The organism is Ruegeria sp. AF7 (genome assembly GCF_056541885.1).
The window spans coordinates 1-18,806 of the sequence record NZ_JBQFYX010000021.1 but is presented as its reverse complement, the minus strand read 5'-3'; the positions used below and the strand labels follow the sequence as shown (position 1 = coordinate 18,806).

19 protein-coding genes are annotated in these 18,806 nt (G+C 54.9%); 11 read left to right on the top strand and 8 right to left on the bottom strand.

Annotated features, from left to right (window positions below):
- Positions 1 to 86: 86 nt before the first annotated feature.
- Positions 87 to 647: a recombinase family protein gene (locus ACR0AP_RS19065; RefSeq protein ID WP_480508633.1), complete on the top strand. Its 561-nt coding sequence runs from the start codon at positions 87 to 89 to the stop codon at positions 645 to 647.
- A gap of 683 nt (positions 648 to 1,330) precedes the next feature.
- On the opposite strand, the gene ACR0AP_RS19060 is transcribed toward ACR0AP_RS19065, so the two are convergent.
- Positions 1,331 to 1,996 (bottom strand): P-loop nucleotide/nucleoside kinase family protein, encoded by a 666-nt coding sequence (locus ACR0AP_RS19060; protein WP_480508631.1) that lies wholly within the window; start codon positions 1,994 to 1,996, stop codon positions 1,331 to 1,333.
- 140 nt (positions 1,997 to 2,136) lie between these two features.
- On the opposite strand from ACR0AP_RS19060, the gene ACR0AP_RS19055 reads away from it, so the two are divergent.
- Entirely contained in the window at positions 2,137 to 2,289 is a 153-nt protein-coding gene (locus tag ACR0AP_RS19055) for a helix-turn-helix domain-containing protein (RefSeq protein WP_480508629.1), read from the top strand.
- Between the two features lie 99 nt (positions 2,290 to 2,388).
- Positions 2,389 to 2,799, top strand: coding sequence for a GNAT family N-acetyltransferase (locus ACR0AP_RS19050; protein WP_480508627.1), 411 nt, complete (start codon positions 2,389 to 2,391; stop codon positions 2,797 to 2,799).
- A gap of 426 nt (positions 2,800 to 3,225) precedes the next feature.
- Here ACR0AP_RS19050 and ACR0AP_RS19045 read toward each other — a convergent pair whose 3' ends face one another.
- From ACR0AP_RS19045 to ACR0AP_RS19030, 4 genes are all read right to left on the bottom strand, one after another.
- Positions 3,226 to 3,588 carry a phosphomannose isomerase type II C-terminal cupin domain gene (locus ACR0AP_RS19045; protein WP_480508625.1) on the bottom strand — a complete coding sequence of 121 codons (363 nt, stop codon included), beginning with the start codon at positions 3,586 to 3,588 and terminating at the stop codon, positions 3,226 to 3,228.
- 146 nt (positions 3,589 to 3,734) lie between these two features.
- On the bottom strand, positions 3,735 to 4,799 hold the full coding sequence (locus tag ACR0AP_RS19040; RefSeq protein ID WP_480508623.1) for an ABC transporter ATP-binding protein: 1,065 nt from the start codon (positions 4,797 to 4,799) through the stop codon (positions 3,735 to 3,737).
- A gap of 22 nt (positions 4,800 to 4,821) precedes the next feature.
- Complete coding sequence (locus tag ACR0AP_RS19035; protein WP_480508621.1) at positions 4,822 to 6,999, bottom strand: ABC transporter permease; 2,178 nt, start codon at positions 6,997 to 6,999, stop codon at positions 4,822 to 4,824.
- Positions 7,000 to 7,099: 100 nt separating this feature from the next.
- The gene (locus tag ACR0AP_RS19030) at positions 7,100 to 8,119 is read right to left on the bottom strand and encodes an ABC transporter substrate-binding protein (RefSeq protein ID WP_480508619.1); all 1,020 of its coding nucleotides are present in this window, start codon (positions 8,117 to 8,119) and stop codon (positions 7,100 to 7,102) included.
- Positions 8,120 to 8,335: 216 nt separating this feature from the next.
- On the opposite strand from ACR0AP_RS19030, the gene ACR0AP_RS19025 reads away from it, so the two are divergent.
- On the top strand, positions 8,336 to 9,136 hold the full coding sequence (locus ACR0AP_RS19025) for a winged helix-turn-helix domain-containing protein (RefSeq protein WP_480508617.1): 801 nt from the start codon (positions 8,336 to 8,338) through the stop codon (positions 9,134 to 9,136).
- On the top strand, positions 9,136 to 11,694 hold the full coding sequence (locus ACR0AP_RS19020) for a sensor histidine kinase (RefSeq protein WP_480508615.1): 2,559 nt from the start codon (positions 9,136 to 9,138) through the stop codon (positions 11,692 to 11,694). The genes ACR0AP_RS19025 and ACR0AP_RS19020 overlap by 1 nt, the downstream gene beginning before the upstream one ends.
- A 322-nt stretch (positions 11,695 to 12,016) precedes the next feature.
- Here the strand turns inward: ACR0AP_RS19020 and ACR0AP_RS19015 are convergent, their stop codons facing one another.
- Complete coding sequence (locus tag ACR0AP_RS19015) at positions 12,017 to 12,781, bottom strand: AraC family transcriptional regulator (RefSeq protein ID WP_480473210.1); 765 nt, start codon at positions 12,779 to 12,781, stop codon at positions 12,017 to 12,019.
- A gap of 119 nt (positions 12,782 to 12,900) precedes the next feature.
- Between ACR0AP_RS19015 and ACR0AP_RS19010 the strand changes: the two genes are divergently transcribed.
- From ACR0AP_RS19010 to ACR0AP_RS18990, 5 genes are all read left to right on the top strand, one after another.
- Positions 12,901 to 14,151 carry an MFS transporter gene (locus ACR0AP_RS19010; RefSeq protein ID WP_480508613.1) on the top strand — a complete coding sequence of 417 codons (1,251 nt, stop codon included), beginning with the start codon at positions 12,901 to 12,903 and terminating at the stop codon, positions 14,149 to 14,151.
- A 71-nt stretch (positions 14,152 to 14,222) separates the two neighbouring features.
- Positions 14,223 to 14,639 (top strand): VOC family protein, encoded by a 417-nt coding sequence (locus tag ACR0AP_RS19005; RefSeq protein ID WP_480508611.1) that lies wholly within the window; start codon positions 14,223 to 14,225, stop codon positions 14,637 to 14,639.
- A gap of 228 nt (positions 14,640 to 14,867) precedes the next feature.
- Entirely contained in the window at positions 14,868 to 15,437 is a 570-nt protein-coding gene (locus ACR0AP_RS19000; RefSeq protein WP_480508609.1) for a DUF2087 domain-containing protein, read from the top strand.
- The gene (locus ACR0AP_RS18995; RefSeq protein ID WP_480508607.1) at positions 15,430 to 15,810 is read left to right on the top strand and encodes a GFA family protein; all 381 of its coding nucleotides are present in this window, start codon (positions 15,430 to 15,432) and stop codon (positions 15,808 to 15,810) included. The genes ACR0AP_RS19000 and ACR0AP_RS18995 overlap by 8 nt, the downstream gene beginning before the upstream one ends.
- Positions 15,713 to 16,378 carry an AAA family ATPase gene (locus tag ACR0AP_RS18990; protein ID WP_480508605.1) on the top strand — a complete coding sequence of 222 codons (666 nt, stop codon included), beginning with the start codon at positions 15,713 to 15,715 and terminating at the stop codon, positions 16,376 to 16,378. The genes ACR0AP_RS18995 and ACR0AP_RS18990 overlap by 98 nt, the downstream gene beginning before the upstream one ends.
- Before the next feature lie 228 nt (positions 16,379 to 16,606).
- On the opposite strand, the gene ACR0AP_RS18985 is transcribed toward ACR0AP_RS18990, so the two are convergent.
- Both ACR0AP_RS18985 and ACR0AP_RS18980 read right to left on the bottom strand, forming a co-directional pair.
- Positions 16,607 to 16,858 (bottom strand): DUF6552 family protein, encoded by a 252-nt coding sequence (locus ACR0AP_RS18985; RefSeq protein WP_480508603.1) that lies wholly within the window; start codon positions 16,856 to 16,858, stop codon positions 16,607 to 16,609.
- Positions 16,848 to 17,552: an SDR family oxidoreductase gene (locus tag ACR0AP_RS18980; RefSeq protein WP_480508601.1), complete on the bottom strand. Its 705-nt coding sequence runs from the start codon at positions 17,550 to 17,552 to the stop codon at positions 16,848 to 16,850. Before ACR0AP_RS18980 ends, ACR0AP_RS18985 begins: the two co-directional genes overlap by 11 nt.
- Before the next feature lie 98 nt (positions 17,553 to 17,650).
- Between ACR0AP_RS18980 and ACR0AP_RS18975 the strand changes: the two genes are divergently transcribed.
- Positions 17,651 to 18,529 carry a LysR substrate-binding domain-containing protein gene (locus ACR0AP_RS18975; protein ID WP_480508599.1) on the top strand — a complete coding sequence of 293 codons (879 nt, stop codon included), beginning with the start codon at positions 17,651 to 17,653 and terminating at the stop codon, positions 18,527 to 18,529.
- Positions 18,530 to 18,806: the final 277 nt, after the last annotated feature.

Genomic DNA, 18,806 nt, shown 5'->3' with positions numbered 1-18,806 from the left:
TGACACGCCAGAATGTCACAAATGAGTAGTTAACCACGTATTGTTACAGTATCAGAGTGTGAGCCACCCTAATGTGACAGATTGCAATGCCTAAGATCGGATATGCCCGCGTCAGTTCATCGAGTCAGGATCTCGACATTCAGAAAGCCAAGCTGAAGGCAGCAGGCTGTGAGGTAATCCGCTCAGAAACCGTTTCTGGTGCATCTCGTGATGATCGCTCAGAACTGGCAACCGTGATGGAGTTTTTGCGTGACGGCGACGAATTGGTTGTGCACCGCTTGGATCGCCTCGGTCGTTCTACCCGCGATGTTCTGAATCTGGTCCATGAACTGGATGCCAAGGGCGCATCGCTTCGTGTACTCGAACCTGAAGTCACAACAGCCGGTGATATGGGGCGTATGGTTATCACCGTACTGGGTATGGTGGCTGATATGGAGCTAAAGTTCATTCGTGACAGACAGCGCGCCGGGATCGATGTTGCCAAGAGCAAGGGCGTCTACAAGGGGCGACAGAAAACCGTCGATGACGAAGAAATCCGACGGTTGGCAGCCGAAGGTGTCCCAAAAGCGCAGATTGCCCGTGATCTAGAGGTTTCAAGAATGACCGTCTACAGGGCGCTCGCAGACACCGAAACCGACGTTGATTGAGACTGCGGCAAAGATTCCGGAAGAGCCCTTGATGACCAACGTGGAAACGATCAACTGGGCGAACGAGACAATCCAAGCCACACTGGGCTTTGCTCATTCGTAGGCGACACCCAACTCAAACGAACGAAGCCTCGAGAGGACCAAAACGACAAAGCTGTTGCGTTGCGAGAGTTCACTCCAACGTGCACATCGGCATCGCTCGAATTCCGCAACCAAACATCCAGAAGATTCTTCCCCCAGCCCGCCCCCTGTGCGCCGGGCAACAAATTCATGTGAACATGTGCGGGGAATTTTTCACAAATGTCATCTGGCGTGCGCCTTGGGTTGTGGATCATTGCGCAACGTCTTTGATCAGGAGACCAATCTACCGAAGGTGTCAGCCAAGGTGCATCATACCGCTCGCGTAGCTTCGGCCACCAATTGATTTCAAGAGTGCGCTCAAACTGCCTTGTATCGAGTGTTCCCACAATAAACCCGACAACCACATTCTCATACGTAAGAACATAGCAATGCTCGGGATCGAAGATCAGGTATGGTGCCGAGTAGATGTGCCCCATCATCTCAGGGTCTTGATATATTTGCGTCGCGTCCCGTCCTCGATCACCTGTCTTCAGCGAGATCATATATAGAGCTTCGAGGTCGGAATGCCTCGCGGATCGAATTGTATACATGAATTTAATCAATCATATAGACGAAGAATGGCCACCATCCATCAATCGTTGTACTTCGCGGAACACCGAATTTTGGTTTACCTCAGAGTCGGTGTGAACTTCAATTAACGAGCCAATCCCGATTGGATAGCGGTTCTCCCAACTCTTCATACGGCGAGCCAGCTCAACCGGGTCTCGCATCTGATCAAAATGGCCGGGATGTCTTTTCCGGGCTAAAAACCTGTTTAGTGCTGTATCAGCCGCGCAAACACAGCAGACTTCGATCAAGTGTTCATATGCCTCGTTCAGCCAATCTGTCGGAGTACCGCTTTCACCGTGCTCTCCAAGCGGTCTCCAATGTGAAACCAGCACTGCAGATCCTGCCGCCTCAGCGGCAGATTGGAATAAAGAATCGCTTTGCCGACTTAATGCCTTGCGATCCTCCCACGTGCGCACGTTGTTCACGTCGTAAAGGTCTTCAAGAAAGTCATCCTTGTCGAGCAGTTGAAGTGAGATGCTTTTCCCAATACTGCGAGCGATGGTTGTTTTGCCGCTCGCAGGTAGGCCTGTCACTACAACACCGATTTTCATTGCGTGTTCGCCAACCTCAAGCAAGATGTAACTATTTGACAATGTTTCTAAGGTATTTAAGCAGAAAGTCGACACTTGTCCGCATTGTCCCCCGACTTGATGATCCATCCAGGTTGCCGCGAAAAGACGGTTTGAGATTTCGGCATCGTCGTGGCTTTGAACAACCGCTCTGACGACATCGGCTGCAACTCAGCGATTAGCGCACCGAGGGTTCGCTGCTTTTACTTGTTCTTGGATTGTTCTGAATTTTGGCCACTTTCGCGTGTTCGGGCCATTTAGGCCTAGATGATGAGGAAATCCGACGATTGGCGAGCGAGGGCACCGCAAAAGCCCAGATCGCACGTGATCTCGGCGTTTCAAGAATGACTGTCTACCGCGCACTCGCTGATACCGAGAACTGAAGCCGCCGTTCGTGAAGTGCGCGACGGATTCAACAAGAGAGCCTAATGCCGTCGTTGCATTGCTTGCTGCTAAACCTGATAGTGATTTGTGGAGGCCTCATGCGACCGGAAGCAACAATCAGACCTTGTGACATTCATGATTATCCGGCGCTCAAGAATTTTGACGAGTTTATCGGTGATCGACGTATCGACATGCAGCAGGGCAGCCTCTTAGTCGCGACGCTCGAAAATGCGGTAGTTGGCTACGCCAAGGTCGTTCCTTCCGGATTCATGGGGTGGCCGCGTCTCTCAATCGTCTGTGTCGCCCCCTCATTGCGGAGGCAGGGCATAGGTCGCGAACTGGTCGAGGGTGCTCGGTCGGCCGCGCAATGGCTTCGCCTTTACACCTCCACCGAGGAATCCAATATTCCCATGCGAAACCTGCTACAAAACTGCGATGCCAGAGAGATCGGCTTCACAGACGATCTCAACATGTCTGGCGAACGCGAGATACTGTTCAGACTGAAGTAGCAAAGGGCTGCTTAGTCCCGCAATTTGGCCGGACCATTTCACGGGCCCGGACATTAACCGATCCTAGAGCCGCCGTTCGCGCACGGCGCAGCAGATTCAACGAAAGAGCCCAATCCGTGAGTTTGATTTTCTCGCTGCGCGCGCTCGCAGCACGAAAATTGCCTTTTCTGGTCGATTTACAACGCTGCACGGCGGCAGGGATACCTGCCATTCGTTCATTGTGCAGCGAAGATTTTGAAGGCACGGATCAAGACGCGAAACTTTGCGAACCTTTGGTCCAATTCAGCCAGCTAGCACAAACGGCCCACTGTGCCTTTAATCCAAGTGCGATCTCTACTCAGACATCCGAGGCTGAAGATGCAAGGAACTTGCGATGGACCTGGATAAAAATGCGCGAGGGAAGGTCGATCGGTATGTTCGCTTCGCTTACCTGTCATAGTCATCCTCAACGCGCACGATATCGTCTTCTTTCAAAAGATCACCGTACTGAACCTCAACAAAAACGAGCGGATTCTCACCCTCGTTGGCGATGCGGTGTTTCGTCTCGCGAGGTACGTATACGTGTCCGCCACGTTCGACTCGTATTGCGTCTCCGCCGATTGTGACAATTCCGGAGCCCGCAACGACGATCCAGTGTTCCGACCTATGGTTATGGTATTGTAATGAAAGGCGTTCGCCTGGATCGACTTCTATACGTTTCAACGTGTAGGTTTTGTGTGCCTCGATGACCTCCCAGCGGCCCCAGGGGCGTGCATCTGATTGTCCGGCATGGTATTCAAGTTGCTTCATTGTATGCGCTTTCGGCGGAGCAGCTGCGTTATAAATCCTACGATCTTGACCATCGCGGAAGAAACCGACAGCCCTGTTTGATTGACCTCGTTCTGGCAGAAAAGAGCTTGGGCATTTGAAATTCACCACCCAAACCTTTGAGTGCATTAGGTGGGGACCAACCGAACGGACGAAGTGTCAAATCCCACTGAAATGTCGTCACCAGATGAGAACGGGGAGTCCGTAACTTCTGAGATCACGAACAATTCGCCCAATTCTCCGTCAACCGTGTATTGAATCTGGTTCCCCAGATAGGCCGCATAGGTAATCGAGCCGGAGAAACTGTCGGGCTCGCCTGGTTTTCCCAAGACTATATTGTGGGGCCTCAGCACCATTTTCGAAGCCCCCTTACATCCGGCGAGATTGGGGACAGTAAGCGATCGCGACGAGACCATGATCTCAGACCGGATTCCATCTGAAGAAGTAACTTCACAATCTACAAGGTTGGCGTCGCCGATGAAATCGGCGATGAAGGCCGAATTTGGTCGCTCATAGAGGTCGTGGGGCGTTCCTTCCTGCGCTATCTCGGCATTTTTCATCACGATGATCCGGTCGGAAACGGCCATCGCCTCCTCCTGATCATGTGTAACATAGACCGCGGTGAGCCCAAGGTCCTGCTGGATTTGCCTGATCTCTTCCCGAACATGCCGTCGAAGTTTGGCGTCAAGATTGGAAAGCGGCTCGTCCAGCAACAGCACCTCGGGTTCGAGCACTATCGCACGCGCCACCGCAACTCGCTGCTGCTGTCCTCCGGAAAGCTCGCTGGGAAGACGAGAGCCAAAGCCCTTCAATCCGACGAGCTCGAGCCCTTGCTCTGCCTTTTCAAAGGCTTCTTTCTTCGGCACGGATTTGACGGTCAGACCGTATGCGACGTTCTCTACAACGCTCATATGTGGGAACAACGCATAGGATTGGAAGACCATCGAAACGGCACGGTAAGTGGCTGAAAGATGGGTGACATCTTCCCCACCGATGAAGATTTTGCCATTGGTTGCGCTTTCCAGGCCTGCGATCAGGCGCAGCGTGGTTGTTTTTCCGCAACCGCTGGGGCCGAGAAGCGTAACCAGCTGACCTGGATCAATGGCAATGTCGAGTTTCTTCAGTGCAGTGACTTGGCCGTATTTCTTGACGACGCCCTCGAAGTGCACCGAACCTTTTTCATAATTTTTCATTGTTGTCTCCAAACGATCTGTATCAAGTGGCTGGCTGTACACGGTTCGTGCGCCGAAGCTTTCGTGTGCCGATGGCCGCCTGAAGAAGCAGGATTGCGGTGAGCATGGTGATGATCAGGACGGCCGAATAAGCGATCGCCAATCCGAATTCCCCGTTTTCAACACGTCCCACGATGAAGGATGTCGCCATGTTGTGCTTTGCACTGACCAGGAAGATCACGGCGCTAACGGATGTGATTGCGCGGACGAAACTGTAGGTCAACGCGGCCAGAACGGCCGGCCCGAGCAATGGTGCTATGACGCGTCTGACGGTCGTGAAACTGTTTGCACCTAGCGTGATCGAAGCCTCGTCGAGGCTCTTGTCAAGCTGCGACATTGCAGCGATCCCGCCCCGCACGCCAACTGGCATGTTCCGGAACACGAAAACGACAATCAGGATAATGCTCGTTCCCGTCAGCTCGATAGGTGGGAAGTTGAACGCCATGATGTAGCTCACACCGATGACGGTGCCCGGGATTGCGAAGCTGAGCATGGTGCTGAATTCAAAAGCGTTCTTGCCGGCGAATTTCTGGCGCACTAGCAAGTAGGCAGTTGCTAGCCCAACCAGGGCGGTAAGCGGTGCCGCGATTGTCGAAATCGTAAGCGTCGTGAAGTAGCTGTCCCAAGCCACACCGGTCCAGCGAACTCCATTGCTGAAGTCGATGGAAAAAGCGCGCTTGTAGTGATCGAGCGTGAAGCTGTGATTGTAGCCCCAAAGTTTCACGAAGCTGCCAAACACGATCATGCTGTAGACAACGGCAGTGAAGACAGCCCAGGGCAGTGCGGTGGCATAGCAGGCGGTTTTGACGCCAAGACTGAGGGCAGAATGCTGACCGGAGTCGGCCTTGCCGGTGACGGTCGCATAGGACTTCTTCCCGAGCCACTTCCGCTGAACCAGGAAGGCACTCAGCGTAAGCGTCAGCAGCGCGATCGACAAGATGGCCGCTTTTGCGGGGTCTGCAACGGCACCAACGATGGCAAAGTAAATCTCGGTCGAAAGGACATTGAAGTTGCCGCCCAGGACGAGTGGATTGCCAAAATCCGCGATGCTCTCGATGAAGCCGAGGAGGAACGCGTTGGCTAGGCCGGGCCGCATTAGCGGCAATGAGACGTAGCGAAATGTTTGCCAACGGTCCGCGTCCAGCGTCTGGGACGCTTCTTCCATCGAGGGGCTGACGCCCTCGACCACGCCGATCATCACGAGAAAGGCGATCGGAGTGAAGGAAAGCATCTGGGCGAGGTACACGCCCCAGAAACCATAAATCCACCGGGTAGCCTCGACGCCAAACAACTCAGCGAAGAAATTGGTGATTGTACCGGTTCGCCCAAACAAAAGGATCAGCGCAAGGCCGATGACAAACGGCGGCGTGATGATTGGAATGACGGTGAGAATGCGAAGCAGCTTCTTTGCCCGAAACTGCGTGCGGGTGAAGATCAACGCAAATGACAGCCCCAACAACGTGGTGCCTGCACCTGTCATGACACCGAGCATGACTGAGTTGATCGCTGGTCCGCAAGAGCCACCGATCAGACATCCCAGCCCCCAAATGTCTGATGAGAAGAACCGGGGGAAAAATTCCGTGAGTGAGTAGCTGCCACCCTCGATCTCAAACGCGCGGATCAGGATGTGGGCGACGGGGAAGAATACGAACACACCGACCAGAGTGATGATGAGGCCGATCAAACCAACGACAAAAGCATCGCCGCGACCTTTGCCCATGGATGATATGCTGGTCGTCAAAATGAACAGCAGCGCGACCAGCGTAACCAAAGCTCCGGCACCCAATCCGGGTTGACCATCGCTCGCGCCGAGAAATGAGAAGATGCCGTCAAGTAGTCTTGGGCCATCCCTGACAATGATCAGCCCCTGCAATCCAGAATACACCAAAGCAGCGAATGCAACTGCGGCGGTTGCGCGTGCCTTCGCCACGGGAGGCATGGAAAGTGCCAGCAATGCACCAACTGCAATCAAGCCCAGGAATAGAGGCAACAGCCAAATCCTGCCTTGCAGGATAACTAGGGTCAGGGCTGAACCGCCCTCGTTCTCATTGAAATTTGCCAGCCATGAGAATGACCAGAATCCGCCGTCCGCCATATACCAGGGCAGCAGGCAATATCCCACCAACCCCACAAGCAGCCATAGGCTCGTGGTGCGCTTCATTTCTTAATCCTTGAATTTTTGCCGACCACATCAAGTGGCCAAAAAACCGGAGCGCGACAAATGGAGGAAATGGCCGCGCTCCGACCGGGAGATGCCTGTATCAGTTACCTGCCGGCTTCACTTCGGCGTCCCAGCGAGCCAGCAGGCGTTCGCGGGTGTCGCCCGACCCGTAGGTCGCGAAATCGTAGTCGATGAGCTTGATTGACTCGAGATCGGGAGATTCCGGCGCAACCTGCGCGTTGCTGTTGGACGGAACCTGGAAGGACCCGACTTCGGGCGCGCGCGATTGGACTTCTGCGGTCAATGCGAACTCAACCCACTGTTTTGCCGCTTCCGGGTTCTTGGCCCCCTCAATGATGCTTACGGCCCCGACTTCATACCCGGTTCCTTCGCATGGTGCGACGATCTCAAGCGGGAAACCGGACGCGGCAAGTTTAACCATGTCATGCATGAAGCCGATTGAGATGCCGGTTTCGCCGCGGGCGGCTGCCTTCGAAGGCGCCGAGCCAGATTTTGTATAGGAATTCACGTTTTTGCCGATCTCCGCCAACAGGCGAAACGCCTCGTCTTCCCCGAAAAGCTGAACAAAAGTGGCAAGTTCGGTATAGGCCGTGCCAGAGCTGTTCGGATTGGCAACTTGGATCTCGCCTTCATAGGCCGGATTGGTCAGGTCGCGCCAGCATGCGGGCGGCTCTGCACCTTTGGCCGCAAGAATCTCGGAATTGTATGCAATGCCGAGCGCGCCGGCGTAAATGCCAACGGTCCGACCTTCTGAGATGTCGGACATATTGACGGCCCAGCCGAGCAGCTCAGACGTGTCCACGCCGGAAGCCTGAGTAAGGCCTTCTGAGGCGGCAATCAGGTGCGGGTCGCCAGTGCCGCCCCACCAAACATCGATTTTCGGATTGCCAGCCTCGGCGCGAACCTGCGCCAGTGTTTCACCGGTGCTCTTGCGCACCATTGCAACGTCGATGCCAGTTTCGGCTTCAAATGCATTGGCCATGAGGTCGCACCAGTCTTGCTCGGCGCTGCAAACCAGGCTCAGTTCGTCGGCTGCCGCTTGTCCGGCTGCGAAGGATGCAACGAGCGCGACTACGCTCAAAGATGTGGTCTTTTTCATAAAGTCCTCCCAAAGGTTTCACCTCGGATCGGACCCGTTCACATGGGTTCCAAGGCTCCCCTTATCGTATTGGCCGGCAACTCATGACTGCGAGCATGGACAGATTAACAAACCTACCGGCGAACAGCTAAACGGTTAACAATGTTACAAATGTTACTCCACAGGGCGGGTTTTCAAATCAAAAACCGGAAGACGGGGTTTATGGGATCGTGCAGTATGGAAGCATACGAAAAATTTCGAGGGGACCATCGAAATCGCGATGGATGTCATTTGGAGCGCGAAGCTAAGAGCCGAACAAGGGTAGCCGTGATCGACGACGACAAGATCGTTCGTCAATCTTTGTGTGACCTGTTGCACGAGAATGGCTTCGATCCGGTAGACCTCAAAGGTAGTCGTGACTTCTATGCATTGGGGCCTGCGCCAAACATTGACCTCGCCCTGATTGATCTCAAGCTCGACGGCGAGTCTGGGCTGACACTGGCCATGCGGATCCGAGAGACGCTCGACTTGCCAATTGTCATGCTCACTGGCGTTGGCGACGAAGTCGACAAGATTGTCGGGTTAGAAACCGGGGCGGACGATTATCTGATGAAGCCGTTCAACCCCCGTGAATTAATCGCGCGGATACGGGCGGTCCTGCGGCGCTACGGTTCCAATATTCCCCGCGCCGTTGTCGCAACCGGTGGCACTGATGCACGGTACGCATTTGGGGAGATGGCTCTGGATATTGAGCGCAGAGAGTTGCGGGACAACTCGGGCGAGGAAATCCCGCTAACCAACGCCGAATATCGCCTGCTCGAATTCTTACTTCGGCATCCGAACGAGATAATTCCCCGGCCACAGCTTCTGGAGGAACTCGGCAGCGATCTGTCTCAATACGTCGACCGAACCATTGACGTGCTCATATTGCGCCTGAGGCGGAAGATCGAACGTGTGCCTTCCAAACCGGTTCATTTGCAGACCAGACGGGGACAAGGGTACATTTTTGTGACCGGCGGCGCCACGGACGAAGTCTGATGACGTTCCGGTTCAAGGCCAATATCCGACAGCGCCTTTGGATTGCTTTATCCTTGTTGGCAATCTCTACTCTATTCGTAGGCGGTGTTTCTTGGTACTCGCTTGATCGCGCAAACACGCGCCTGGAGGAACTCCACAGGCAGACTTTGTCCGAAGTCGCGAGAGCATTGAGGCTGTCGCGTCAGTCATCAGATATAGCTACGTCGGCTCCGTTCCTGCTGAGTTTTCCATCGGAGTATCTCATCGAACGTGAAGGATTGATCTTGGCCGAGACGCTTGATCAAGTCGCCAACGATTGGCCTTCGAGTGATCAGAATCCAGAAAACTCGGTGTACGCCTTCGAAAATGAGATACGCTCGGCAATCGCGGAGATGAAAGTTGCCATTTCCGAACTGGCAAAAACCGCCGAGGCCCGGAATAGCGAGAGGGAAACAAGTCAGCGGCTTGCAGATAGGCTCGACGGACTGGAAACCACATTTTATGGGCAGTCATTTAACTCCGCCATCACTGAGGGGGAGCGTCGCGATTGGTTATCTCTTCAGGCCATGGCCAACGAGCTCGTGGGCGCTGCACATGCAGAGAACCTGCTCGGCGTAGGAGAGCATCGCCGAGACTACCAACGTCTTGCGCGGGACTTCCCGGGGAATTCAGCGGCGGTTCTCCAGACTCGCTATTTACGCCAAATGGAGCAACTGGCACATGGGTCAGAAGGCTTGTTCGAAAGCCGACGTCGCGAGCTGTCCAGGGAGTTGGAAGCTCAGAACGCACTTTTTCGCATTCGCTCGAACGCTTCGATCATCAACCAACTTTCCAGTGCCTTCGCCGCTGATGCCGAAAGCTTTTTGTCCGCTGAGAGGGCTCAAACGACTACTGCCATTGGATTTGCGAAAGGTGTCATCCTCGTGCTGGGGTTGGGTGCGGTCACAATCGCGCTTTTATCCGCCATATTCGTTTCAAAATACGTCACGGCAAACATTACCGCTGTCTCCAACGCAATGATGCGATTGGCGGAAGGTGACAAAACCACTCGGCTTCCGAAAGATTCCACCGCCAACGACGAAATCGGAATCCTTCAAAGGTCGTTTCGAGTCTTTCGCGCGAACGCCCTGCAGTTAGACCGTAGCAACACGAGGCTAAATCGCCAAAACGCGCTATTTGAGCGCGTGTTCACGAACATCTCGGACGGTGTCGCTATCTCCGGGCCAGATGGGTGCCTGACGGCCACGAATCCGAACTTCGTCAAGACTCTTCGCCTGGATGCCGAAATGCGCACCCAGGGAGGGAGAATCTCTGAACTGTTGCAGGCGTCACCGATGAGTGCTGACGAAAACGCGAAGCAGCTCAACGAGGATTTTATTGGATTTAGCGAGATCAGGAGCCCCGACGGTGTGGTGATCGAAATTCGACGGAGCGCTCTCCCGGACGGAGGTGGCGTGTGGTTGTTTTCCGATGCCACTGAGCGCAGACAACTCGAAGATCGGCTGCGACAAATCCAGCATATTGAAAGCCTGGGAAAAGTTGCCGGCGAAGTCGCTCACGACTTTGGCAACGTGTTATCCAGCATTTCGACAAACATCCACCTTATTGAAGAGGCCGGAACCGGCAAGCGTGCAACTGGAACAGTTGATCGGGTGAAGGAGGCGTTGGAAATTGGAGGCGCTCTAGTCCAACGACTGCTCGCATTTGCAAGAAAGCAGGCCCTGTCTCCGGAGGTTGTGGACCTAAAAGAGTTAGTCGGCGGTTTGACCGACCTCATCGGTATCGGGTTGAAAGACGGGACACATCTGGAGACGCAGTTTTGTGACCAGGCTGTACTTGTGTTGGTAGACCCAGGCCAGCTTGAAAGCGCCATCCTCAATATTTGCCTAAACGCCAGCCAGTCCATTGCAGGCGATGGAACGATAAATCTGGCCATCGAGGCATCCAGCGACGACGAGGCAATTGTCAGAATAACCGACACTGGAAGCGGCATGGACGAAATGACCCTGTCGCGGGCATTCGAACCGTTTTTTTCGGCCCGAAGCGACGGCAGCGGAACGGGGCTCGGTCTGCCTATGGTCTACGGCTTCATGAAACAATCCGGCGGCGATGTGGAAATAGTCAGCACCGTCGGAAAGGGTACGGAGGTGCGCCTCGTCTTTCCAATCGCGGATCGGCAAGACGGCACCAATGCTTTGTCTGGAAGTGGTAAGCGGGCCTTCGTCGTGGAGGACGACGCGGAGGCTATGCGACACGCTGAGCGTTGCCTTAGAAAGGAAGGCTTTTTGGTTCAAAGCGCGCCCAGTTACGCAACTGCCAAAAAATTCCTTGAATCCGACATGTCACCGGACGTGGTGGTCACCGACCTGCATCTCGACAATGGCGAGACTGGGTGGGAGCTGGCAGAATTCTGCATGCAACGCCACCCTACCGCCCAGATCATCATCGTCTCTGGTCGCATGCCGGATGACACCCCACATTTTGCCGAAACAAATGCCAGAATTCATTGCTTGGAGAAGCCTCTTACTCAGCAAAAATTAAGAACTACACTTTGTAAAATGGCGCTGCACTTGTTTTAGACTCGCACGCAGTATGGAGTTGACAGCGCCCTTCAAGGCTGCAATGGCAAAAAAATTCTTTATTCCGTTCGCGAAGGAATAGCCGGTCTGGAGACGCCCGTTGTGACGTGGCAATCTGAATGCCGCACATGGGAGCAAATACTGCGTCAGCAGTAAGGGCAGCTGCACAAGTCCGAATTGTCCCGCGATGTGTGAGTCCACTCAGTCTCCAATTTTGCAAGTGCTGCGAGCGACCGCTAAGCGGGCTGCGTCTGCAGCATTCTAGACCATGTTTGAGTGGCTGGTATGGGCCGCAGAAAACATCTGACCCTTTTGGTACAACCTACCGGCTCCTTAAAACCTCCCTCGGACTAACGCCTAGAGTTTGTCGGAACATATAGCTGAAAGCGCTCATAGATTCGTATCCCATATCGAAGGCAACCGAGGTTACGCTCTTACCCGCCGCGAGCAGTGATACGGCATGCAAGACCCGTGCATGGCGCAACCATTTCGACGGTGGCATGCCTGTTTCTGCGATGAACAGTCGTTCGACGGTCTTTCTGCTCGCGGAGACGCCTGACAACCAAGCTTCGACTGAGCGAATGCTGCCTGGGTCGTTGAGGGCATCACGCGCGACGCCGAGTAGCCGCGCATCTTTCGGCAAAACAAGTGAGAGCGACACGTCCTTCGCTGCGAGTAGCTCGTGTCGAAGCAAGGTCTGCAGCGCTGTGTTGTGCTTAACTGTTCGTGTACTTGTCGCTTCTGGCATCGCCGCAACAAACAATGCATCCAGAAGTGGTGTCATGGCCACGACCCGGCAATCTGGCCCAAGCCACTCTGCCTCTTCGCGATTGACATCGACATAGTGCATGACGTTGTTCGCCCCATAGCGCATCCAATGTTCTTTGTCCGGGGGAATCCAGATCGCCATAGCCGGACTGAGCAGCAGGACCCGGTCCGGGGTTCCGACATACATCGACCCTGAGGCCGCGGAGATGAGTTGACCAAAATCGTGGGAATGCCAGTCGTAGCATTCGCCTGACGCTGGCTCAATCGTTTCCCCGAGATAGCGGGGTCGATCAGATGTTGTCAGCTTGCTGTCCTTCATTGACGAATCCTCAATAACAATCGTCTCCCTGTCGACAGACAGACATATCACCCTTCGCTAACAATCGCCAATCAGTCGGGCACCGTGCCTGAAGTTTCGCACTCAATGGGTTAGGCACTATGACAGAACGATCTCTGATGGCCTGGTTTGCCGCAGGACACTTCGCCATCGACTGGCCAATCGCAGCGCTATGGTTGATCGTGCCGGCCGCTGGCCTCCACATGGACCTTTCCCCCGCTGAGGTCGGTCTACTGTTCACGCTGCTCAGCGTTGGTGGTGCTTTGGCCTATCTGCCTGCGGGCCTCATCGCAGATCGGGTGTCGAGCCGGGGTCGTCTTCTTGTCGGTACCTTTTTCTGGGTCGTCGTGGGATATGCGCTCGCAGCAAAGGCGCTAGGATTTTGGAGCCTTGCGATCCTTCTGGCACTCGCTGGGATGGGCAACGCGGCCTGGCATCCGATTGCAACCGGAGTACTGACCGACGACAACAAGACAACGCGCGCCCGCGCTTTGGGAATACATGCGGTTGGAGGGTCTTTTGCGGAGGTGTTCGCGCCACTGTTGATCGGGTTGCTGTTATCGGTTGTGGATTGGCGCGTTGCTCTGGCGCTTTCGGTACTTCCAACCGCCTGTGTTGGCGTTTGTTTTTTGTGGATCGCGCGGGCGGTTCCCTTATCCGAAGCTTCGCGTATCAGTAGAAAGGAGCTATTGCTGCTTCTGAATACATGGCGCAGTCAAAGAGGGGTTCGCCTCGTTGCCATGGTCTCATTCAATAACATGGCACTGATTGGTCTGATGAGCATGATCCCGCTCTACTTGGCGACGGTTCACGCACTTACACCCGAAAAGATTGGGGTTATCTTTGCAGCTATGCTTGTGGCCGGGGCGCTCGCCCAGCCGTTGGTTGGATCAATTTCCGACAAGCTCGGCCGCTTTCCGGTACTCGCAACTGGAAACGGGTTTGCTGCCCTGGCTGTCGGTTTACTGGTGTTCGAGCCCCCGTTCTTGGTCATGATTGCAATCATGGCCTTTGGGGTTGCCTCGCTGGACGCAGTTCGAGCGACAATGCTGGCAGCCGCAGTTGATCACTCGGATCGCAACGAAAGTACGACGCTGGGTTTCGCGTTCACTTTGCTGGACGGGGTAGGCGCGTTTGGAGCGGTTTTGGCCGGGATCGTCGCTGGCATATCCTGGGGTGCCATGTTTGGCCTTTCTGCAGCGTTTGCCGGCGGTGCGGCCGTTCTTGCCATCGGCACTCTGCCCGCTTCAGCACGACCCAATGATTTTCCATCAATTGATCCGCTTGGTAGAAATCGCATGACTATCGAAGAGGCTAAGGCCGAACATGCGCGGCGATACTGGTTTATATGATCAAATGCGCGAACCGCCGCGACTAAACGCGTCAAGCGACGAATGGGAACAAATCACAAGGATGCTTAACTATGATTGCCTACATCACAATAGGTGCCGATGACATGAAGAGCGCTGAACGCTTCTACTCCGCGTTTCTGCCAGATCTCGGATATCAGCTGGAACACTATCACGGTGACCTGAGCTATGCGCTTCCTACAAAGCCGGGGCAGGCGCCAAACCTCCCTGAGTTCTATGTCAAATCTCCTTTTGACGGGAAGCCCGCATCAACAGGAAATGGCACGATGGTCGCGTTCGAGGCGCGCAGCCAACAACAGGTTCGTGATCTTCATGCCGCTGCACTTGAGGCGGGTGGAAGAGACGATGGAGCGCCGGGCTTCAGAGAGGCCTACGGACCGAACTTTTTTGTCGGCTACCTGCGCGATCCTCAAGGCAACAAGATCGCGTTATTCTCCAGCGATCAGAGCGAACCAGGAAGAGACGGATGAAGGAAACTGTCTGGTTGGGCGGGCAATACAACGATGGCCTTGGCCTCGGTCGCATCATTTGCTATCTACTTTGCACGGTCGGCAGACACCGAGGCGTCGCTGCTCCTCTGGGAGAGCTAAACCTGCCAAACAGATCGAACGGCAAAGCAATCACTAACACAGTTGAGAGCGCCGCTTCGTTAAGCCAGCGACCGACGATCCAGCATTGGCGCTTGATGTGGAAGCCCCATGCCTAAAATCTCTCTGCCGTTACACGCGGACGACTTGACCGTGTTTGCGCGATCCCTCGCCAAGCAACTCGGTGACGTAAGCCCGCCGCACCTCGTGCTTATGAATATGGCTGCGCGTGCCGCAAATTTTCAAAATGTCCAACACATGCGTTCGGTCCACTCTGCTGGCCAAAGGCTTGCGCGCGCAACCAACGGGCAAACTGTTGATGCGAGAGCCGTAGAGCGCGCCTTGCATCAATTCGATTCCAATGGCTGTCTCGTTCGTTGGCCGTCCAAACGCAGTGTGCAAACGCTTGCTCTTTGGGCGCTCTGGGCAAGACTTCCGCCGGCACAGTCGATGATGGAGCAGGAAGTCAACGAGCGTCTGAATCTCGAACACGTGTTCAAAGATCCAGCAACCCTGCGGCGAACAATGATTTCTGCCGGGCTTCTGACGCGCCGAAACGATGGCACCAACTACCGACGCGTCGAACAGGAGCCGCCAGCCGAAGCGAAAGCTCTCATTCAAGCACTGAATGTGCGGCGCCGGAACCGTGCGCCAAAAACAGAGGAGGTGGGCCATGCATAAAGGATCTTGTCTTTGTGGCGCCGTTAAGATCGTCGTCGAAGGTGACCTGCCTCGCCCCACGGCATGCCACTGCCAGCAATGTCGCAAGCATTCCGGTCATTTTGAGGCCTCCATCGACATTCCCCGGACGTCACTTCGGGTTGAAGGCGAGGATGCAGTGCGCTGGTACCAGTCTTCCAAAAAGGTGCGACGGGGCTTCTGCGGCACCTGTGGATCAACCCTGTTCTGGGATCCGATCCACCATGACTGGACGGCGGTGGCCATGGGCGTGTTCGATGGTCCAACGAATACGTCTCTGGCGATGCATATCTTTATGTCTGAGAAAGGGGACTACTACGAGATCGCAGACGGCCTTCCTCAGAACGAGCGGTAGCGCGACGCAGAATTGGTCTTGGGACAAAGTGATGGGACAAAAGCTGATTTTGCTGACAGGCTGTTCTGGTGGGGGAAAGTCAACTTTGCTTCAGGCCCTCGGCAAATGTGGGCACACTACGGTGCCAGAGCCTGGTCGACGGATCGTTGCAGATGAACTGGCCCGGGCGAGTCACGCTTTGCCGTGGGTGAACATGCACGCATTCGCCTTGCGAGCCGTTGAGGTTGCAAGGACAGACTTGCACGCAGCGTGTGAGTCAGAAGGTTGGGTCTTTTTTGATCGCGGCTTAGTTGATGCTGCGGTTGCCTTAGCGAGTTCTGGTGGACCGGACCTATCAGAAACACTCGGAACATCGCGGCAATACGCAAAGCATGTTTTCGTAGCCCCTCCATGGAAAGATCTTTTCACGCAGGACGCTGAACGCAGGCACGACTTCAGTGAAGCACTTCAGGAGCATCGCCGTATTGTGCGCGCATTAGATACCCTTGGCTACTTGAGAACGGAGCTGCCAAGAGTATCAGTGCAACAGCGCGTTGAATTCGTTCTGAGCATGTGTGCTGCAGCTTAAGCCAGTGGCCCGCTTCTAAGTCGTCATGCTCTCGACTTTGCACCCGCAGCGAACGGCGGCAGTACGGGCTGCGACCGCAGCATCGGAGCTGGGTGGTGAATGTCTCTTAAGGGCCGACTTCATCGTCGTGATCTGGGCCCTCCAATGAAATGCTGCGGTTGTTCTGATGACGGCAACGAGCCCTCTTTGACCGATGCTGCAAGACGCACTAATGACCGCTCTTTTGTGTCAGCCGCTTGCCATACCTGCAATCATTGCGCCTAGCGCGACAAGGTGGACCAGCATGAGCGCCTTGTCATTCCATAGAGCGCCGACGGCGAACCAACCCACGACTCCGACAAGAAACAGGTAGAGGTTCCATGGTGTCCAGCCAAACCCGGTCGCGGTGTATCCCATGATCTGAACTGCGGATGCGCCCCACTTGACCGCGAAGACAAGGCGCTCGCGCGATGACGCGAGCGCCAAGGTATCAGACTGCACGTGTCAATCCTCCGTCGAGACGCAAGTTTTGTCCTGTCATGTAGCCACCATGATTCGAGGCGAGCCACGAAATGAGAGAAGACACCTCCGAAGCGAAACCGTAGCGCCCCATGGGAATACGCGCTTTGCGGTCTTCGGTTTCGGGCAGACTGTCTATGAATCCCGGAAGGACGTTGTTCATGCGAATGTTCTCGGACGCATATTTATCCGAATAGAGTTTCGTGAATGCAGCAAGCCCGGCCCGGAAGACCCCCGACGTTGGGAAAAGAGGGTCAGGTTCAAATGCCGCAAAGGTTGAGATGTTGATGATCGCCCCGCCGCGCTGCGCCTGCATTGTGGGTGTGACAAGCCTTGTCGGACGGATCACGTTCATCAGGTAGACTTCCATCCCTTGATGCCAATCGTCGTCGCTGATTTCGAGAACCGGTCCTTTCGGTCCGTGGCCAGCAGAGTTCACCAAGACATCGATACGGCCCCAACGATCCTTCGCACCCTCGACCAGAGCGTTCAGCGCTTCTCCATCAAGGTTAGAGCCAGTCACGCCAAAGCCGCCGAGTTCTCCGCCGAGCGCCTCACCCTTGCCGGACGAGGACAGGATGCCGACTTTGAACCCATCTTCTGCCAATTTGCGGGCTGCATCCGCGCCCATACCGCTGCCGCCAGCCGTGATCAAAGCTACTTTTTCTACTGTCATGTCGAGTATCCTTTCTTGATTGAACCATACATGGTTATTTTTTTGGTGAAATTCGATTCAGAATTGATGTTGCATGACAGTAGAATTACTATTGAAAAATGACCGAACTTCCCCCGCTCAACAGTTTGCGTGCGTTCGATGCAGCCGGTCGCCGCCTCAGCTTCCGCTCAGCCGCCGATGAATTGGGCGTTACGCAAGGGGCCGTTGCACAACAGGTACGCCAGCTCGAAGCGCATCTTGATGTGGTCTTGTTTGAAAGGGTGCCGAAAGGCTTGGCTTTTACGCCAGTCGGGCGCAGCTATCACAACCGCATTGCCGGAGTGTTCGTAGACCTTCGAGCCGCAACTGCCGAACTGAAACCAGAGCCGAATAAAGTTCTTATCAGTGTCACACCGACCTTTGCTGCGAAATGGCTGATCCCCAACCTACCGGACTTCACCGCAGCGCACCCGGATATCGATTTGCGGATTATGGCGACCGAAAGAGTTTCCAGCTTCCACAGCGACGGGATAGACCTGGCAGTGCGCCAGGGATCGCCGCCATTTGGCGCATCGCTGGACGTAACGCTCTTGTTCAAGCAGTCGCTAATCGCTGTCGCCGCGCCAAAGTTTGCGGCCAAAGGTGACGCTCATCTTGACCCAGAAAACCTCGCCAACCAGCCGAAGGTCCATGATACCCATGACCTATGGCCCAGCTATCTTGCGCATTTAGGCGTACGGGACCAGTCTCCTCGTCACCTTCGTCTGAGCCAAACCTCCCTTGCGGTCGATGCAGCAATCGCCGGGCAAGGTTTGGCGTTGGTAAGCCGGTTTCTGGTGGCTAATGACCTTGAAGCCCGACGTTTGATCGAGGTTGGTGCAGCTTGGGACGCGAGCGGAAGTGATTTCTATGTCCTCATGCCACGAACCGCCAAAACCAATGAATCGGTCGTCAATGTCGTGACATGGCTAACGGCGCGCTCAGCCGAAGATGCCTGACTACATTGGAACCATGAGCGGTCATTCAAATCATTGGGACGAATGGCAGTAAGGTCCGCTGCCCTGCCATCTGAGAAGCGCGTGGGAAGGTCCGGTTTGCGTGGTTTAGAGCCTTCTGCACGAGCAAAAACTCAAAGTGCAGTTAAGGTCCGGTTGGGGCTCATACTACCAATTCGGGCTTGTCGCAGAGAAGGGCAGATGCGAGCCTATCGCTGACCGCTAAGTAAACTCCAGGTCTCTGTTTTTGTGAGTGTTCTGGTTTTCGTGTCGGCAGTTC

Bases quoted from the DNA above. Each gene is read 5' to 3' on its own strand.
- ACR0AP_RS19065 (WP_480508633.1), top strand. From the start codon at position 87: ATGCCTAAGATCGGATATGCCCGCGTCAGTTCATCGAGTCAGGATCTC.
- ACR0AP_RS19060 (WP_480508631.1), bottom strand. From the start codon at position 1,996: ATGGATCATCAAGTCGGGGGACAATGCGGACAAGTGTCGACTTTCTGC.
- ACR0AP_RS19050 (WP_480508627.1), top strand. From the start codon at position 2,389: ATGCGACCGGAAGCAACAATCAGACCTTGTGACATTCATGATTATCCG.
- ACR0AP_RS19045 (WP_480508625.1), bottom strand. From the start codon at position 3,588: ATGAAGCAACTTGAATACCATGCCGGACAATCAGATGCACGCCCCTGG.
- ACR0AP_RS19040 (WP_480508623.1), bottom strand. From the start codon at position 4,799: ATGAAAAATTATGAAAAAGGTTCGGTGCACTTCGAGGGCGTCGTCAAG.
- ACR0AP_RS19035 (WP_480508621.1), bottom strand. From the start codon at position 6,999: ATGAAGCGCACCACGAGCCTATGGCTGCTTGTGGGGTTGGTGGGATAT.
- ACR0AP_RS19030 (WP_480508619.1), bottom strand. From the start codon at position 8,119: ATGAAAAAGACCACATCTTTGAGCGTAGTCGCGCTCGTTGCATCCTTC.
- ACR0AP_RS19025 (WP_480508617.1), top strand. From the start codon at position 8,336: ATGGAAGCATACGAAAAATTTCGAGGGGACCATCGAAATCGCGATGGA.
- ACR0AP_RS19020 (WP_480508615.1), top strand. From the start codon at position 9,136: ATGACGTTCCGGTTCAAGGCCAATATCCGACAGCGCCTTTGGATTGCT.
- ACR0AP_RS19015 (WP_480473210.1), bottom strand. From the start codon at position 12,781: ATGAAGGACAGCAAGCTGACAACATCTGATCGACCCCGCTATCTCGGG.
- ACR0AP_RS19010 (WP_480508613.1), top strand. From the start codon at position 12,901: ATGACAGAACGATCTCTGATGGCCTGGTTTGCCGCAGGACACTTCGCC.
- ACR0AP_RS19005 (WP_480508611.1), top strand. From the start codon at position 14,223: ATGATTGCCTACATCACAATAGGTGCCGATGACATGAAGAGCGCTGAA.
- ACR0AP_RS19000 (WP_480508609.1), top strand. From the start codon at position 14,868: ATGCCTAAAATCTCTCTGCCGTTACACGCGGACGACTTGACCGTGTTT.
- ACR0AP_RS18995 (WP_480508607.1), top strand. From the start codon at position 15,430: ATGCATAAAGGATCTTGTCTTTGTGGCGCCGTTAAGATCGTCGTCGAA.
- ACR0AP_RS18990 (WP_480508605.1), top strand. From the start codon at position 15,713: ATGGTCCAACGAATACGTCTCTGGCGATGCATATCTTTATGTCTGAGA.
- ACR0AP_RS18980 (WP_480508601.1), bottom strand. From the start codon at position 17,552: ATGACAGTAGAAAAAGTAGCTTTGATCACGGCTGGCGGCAGCGGTATG.
- ACR0AP_RS18975 (WP_480508599.1), top strand. From the start codon at position 17,651: ATGACCGAACTTCCCCCGCTCAACAGTTTGCGTGCGTTCGATGCAGCC.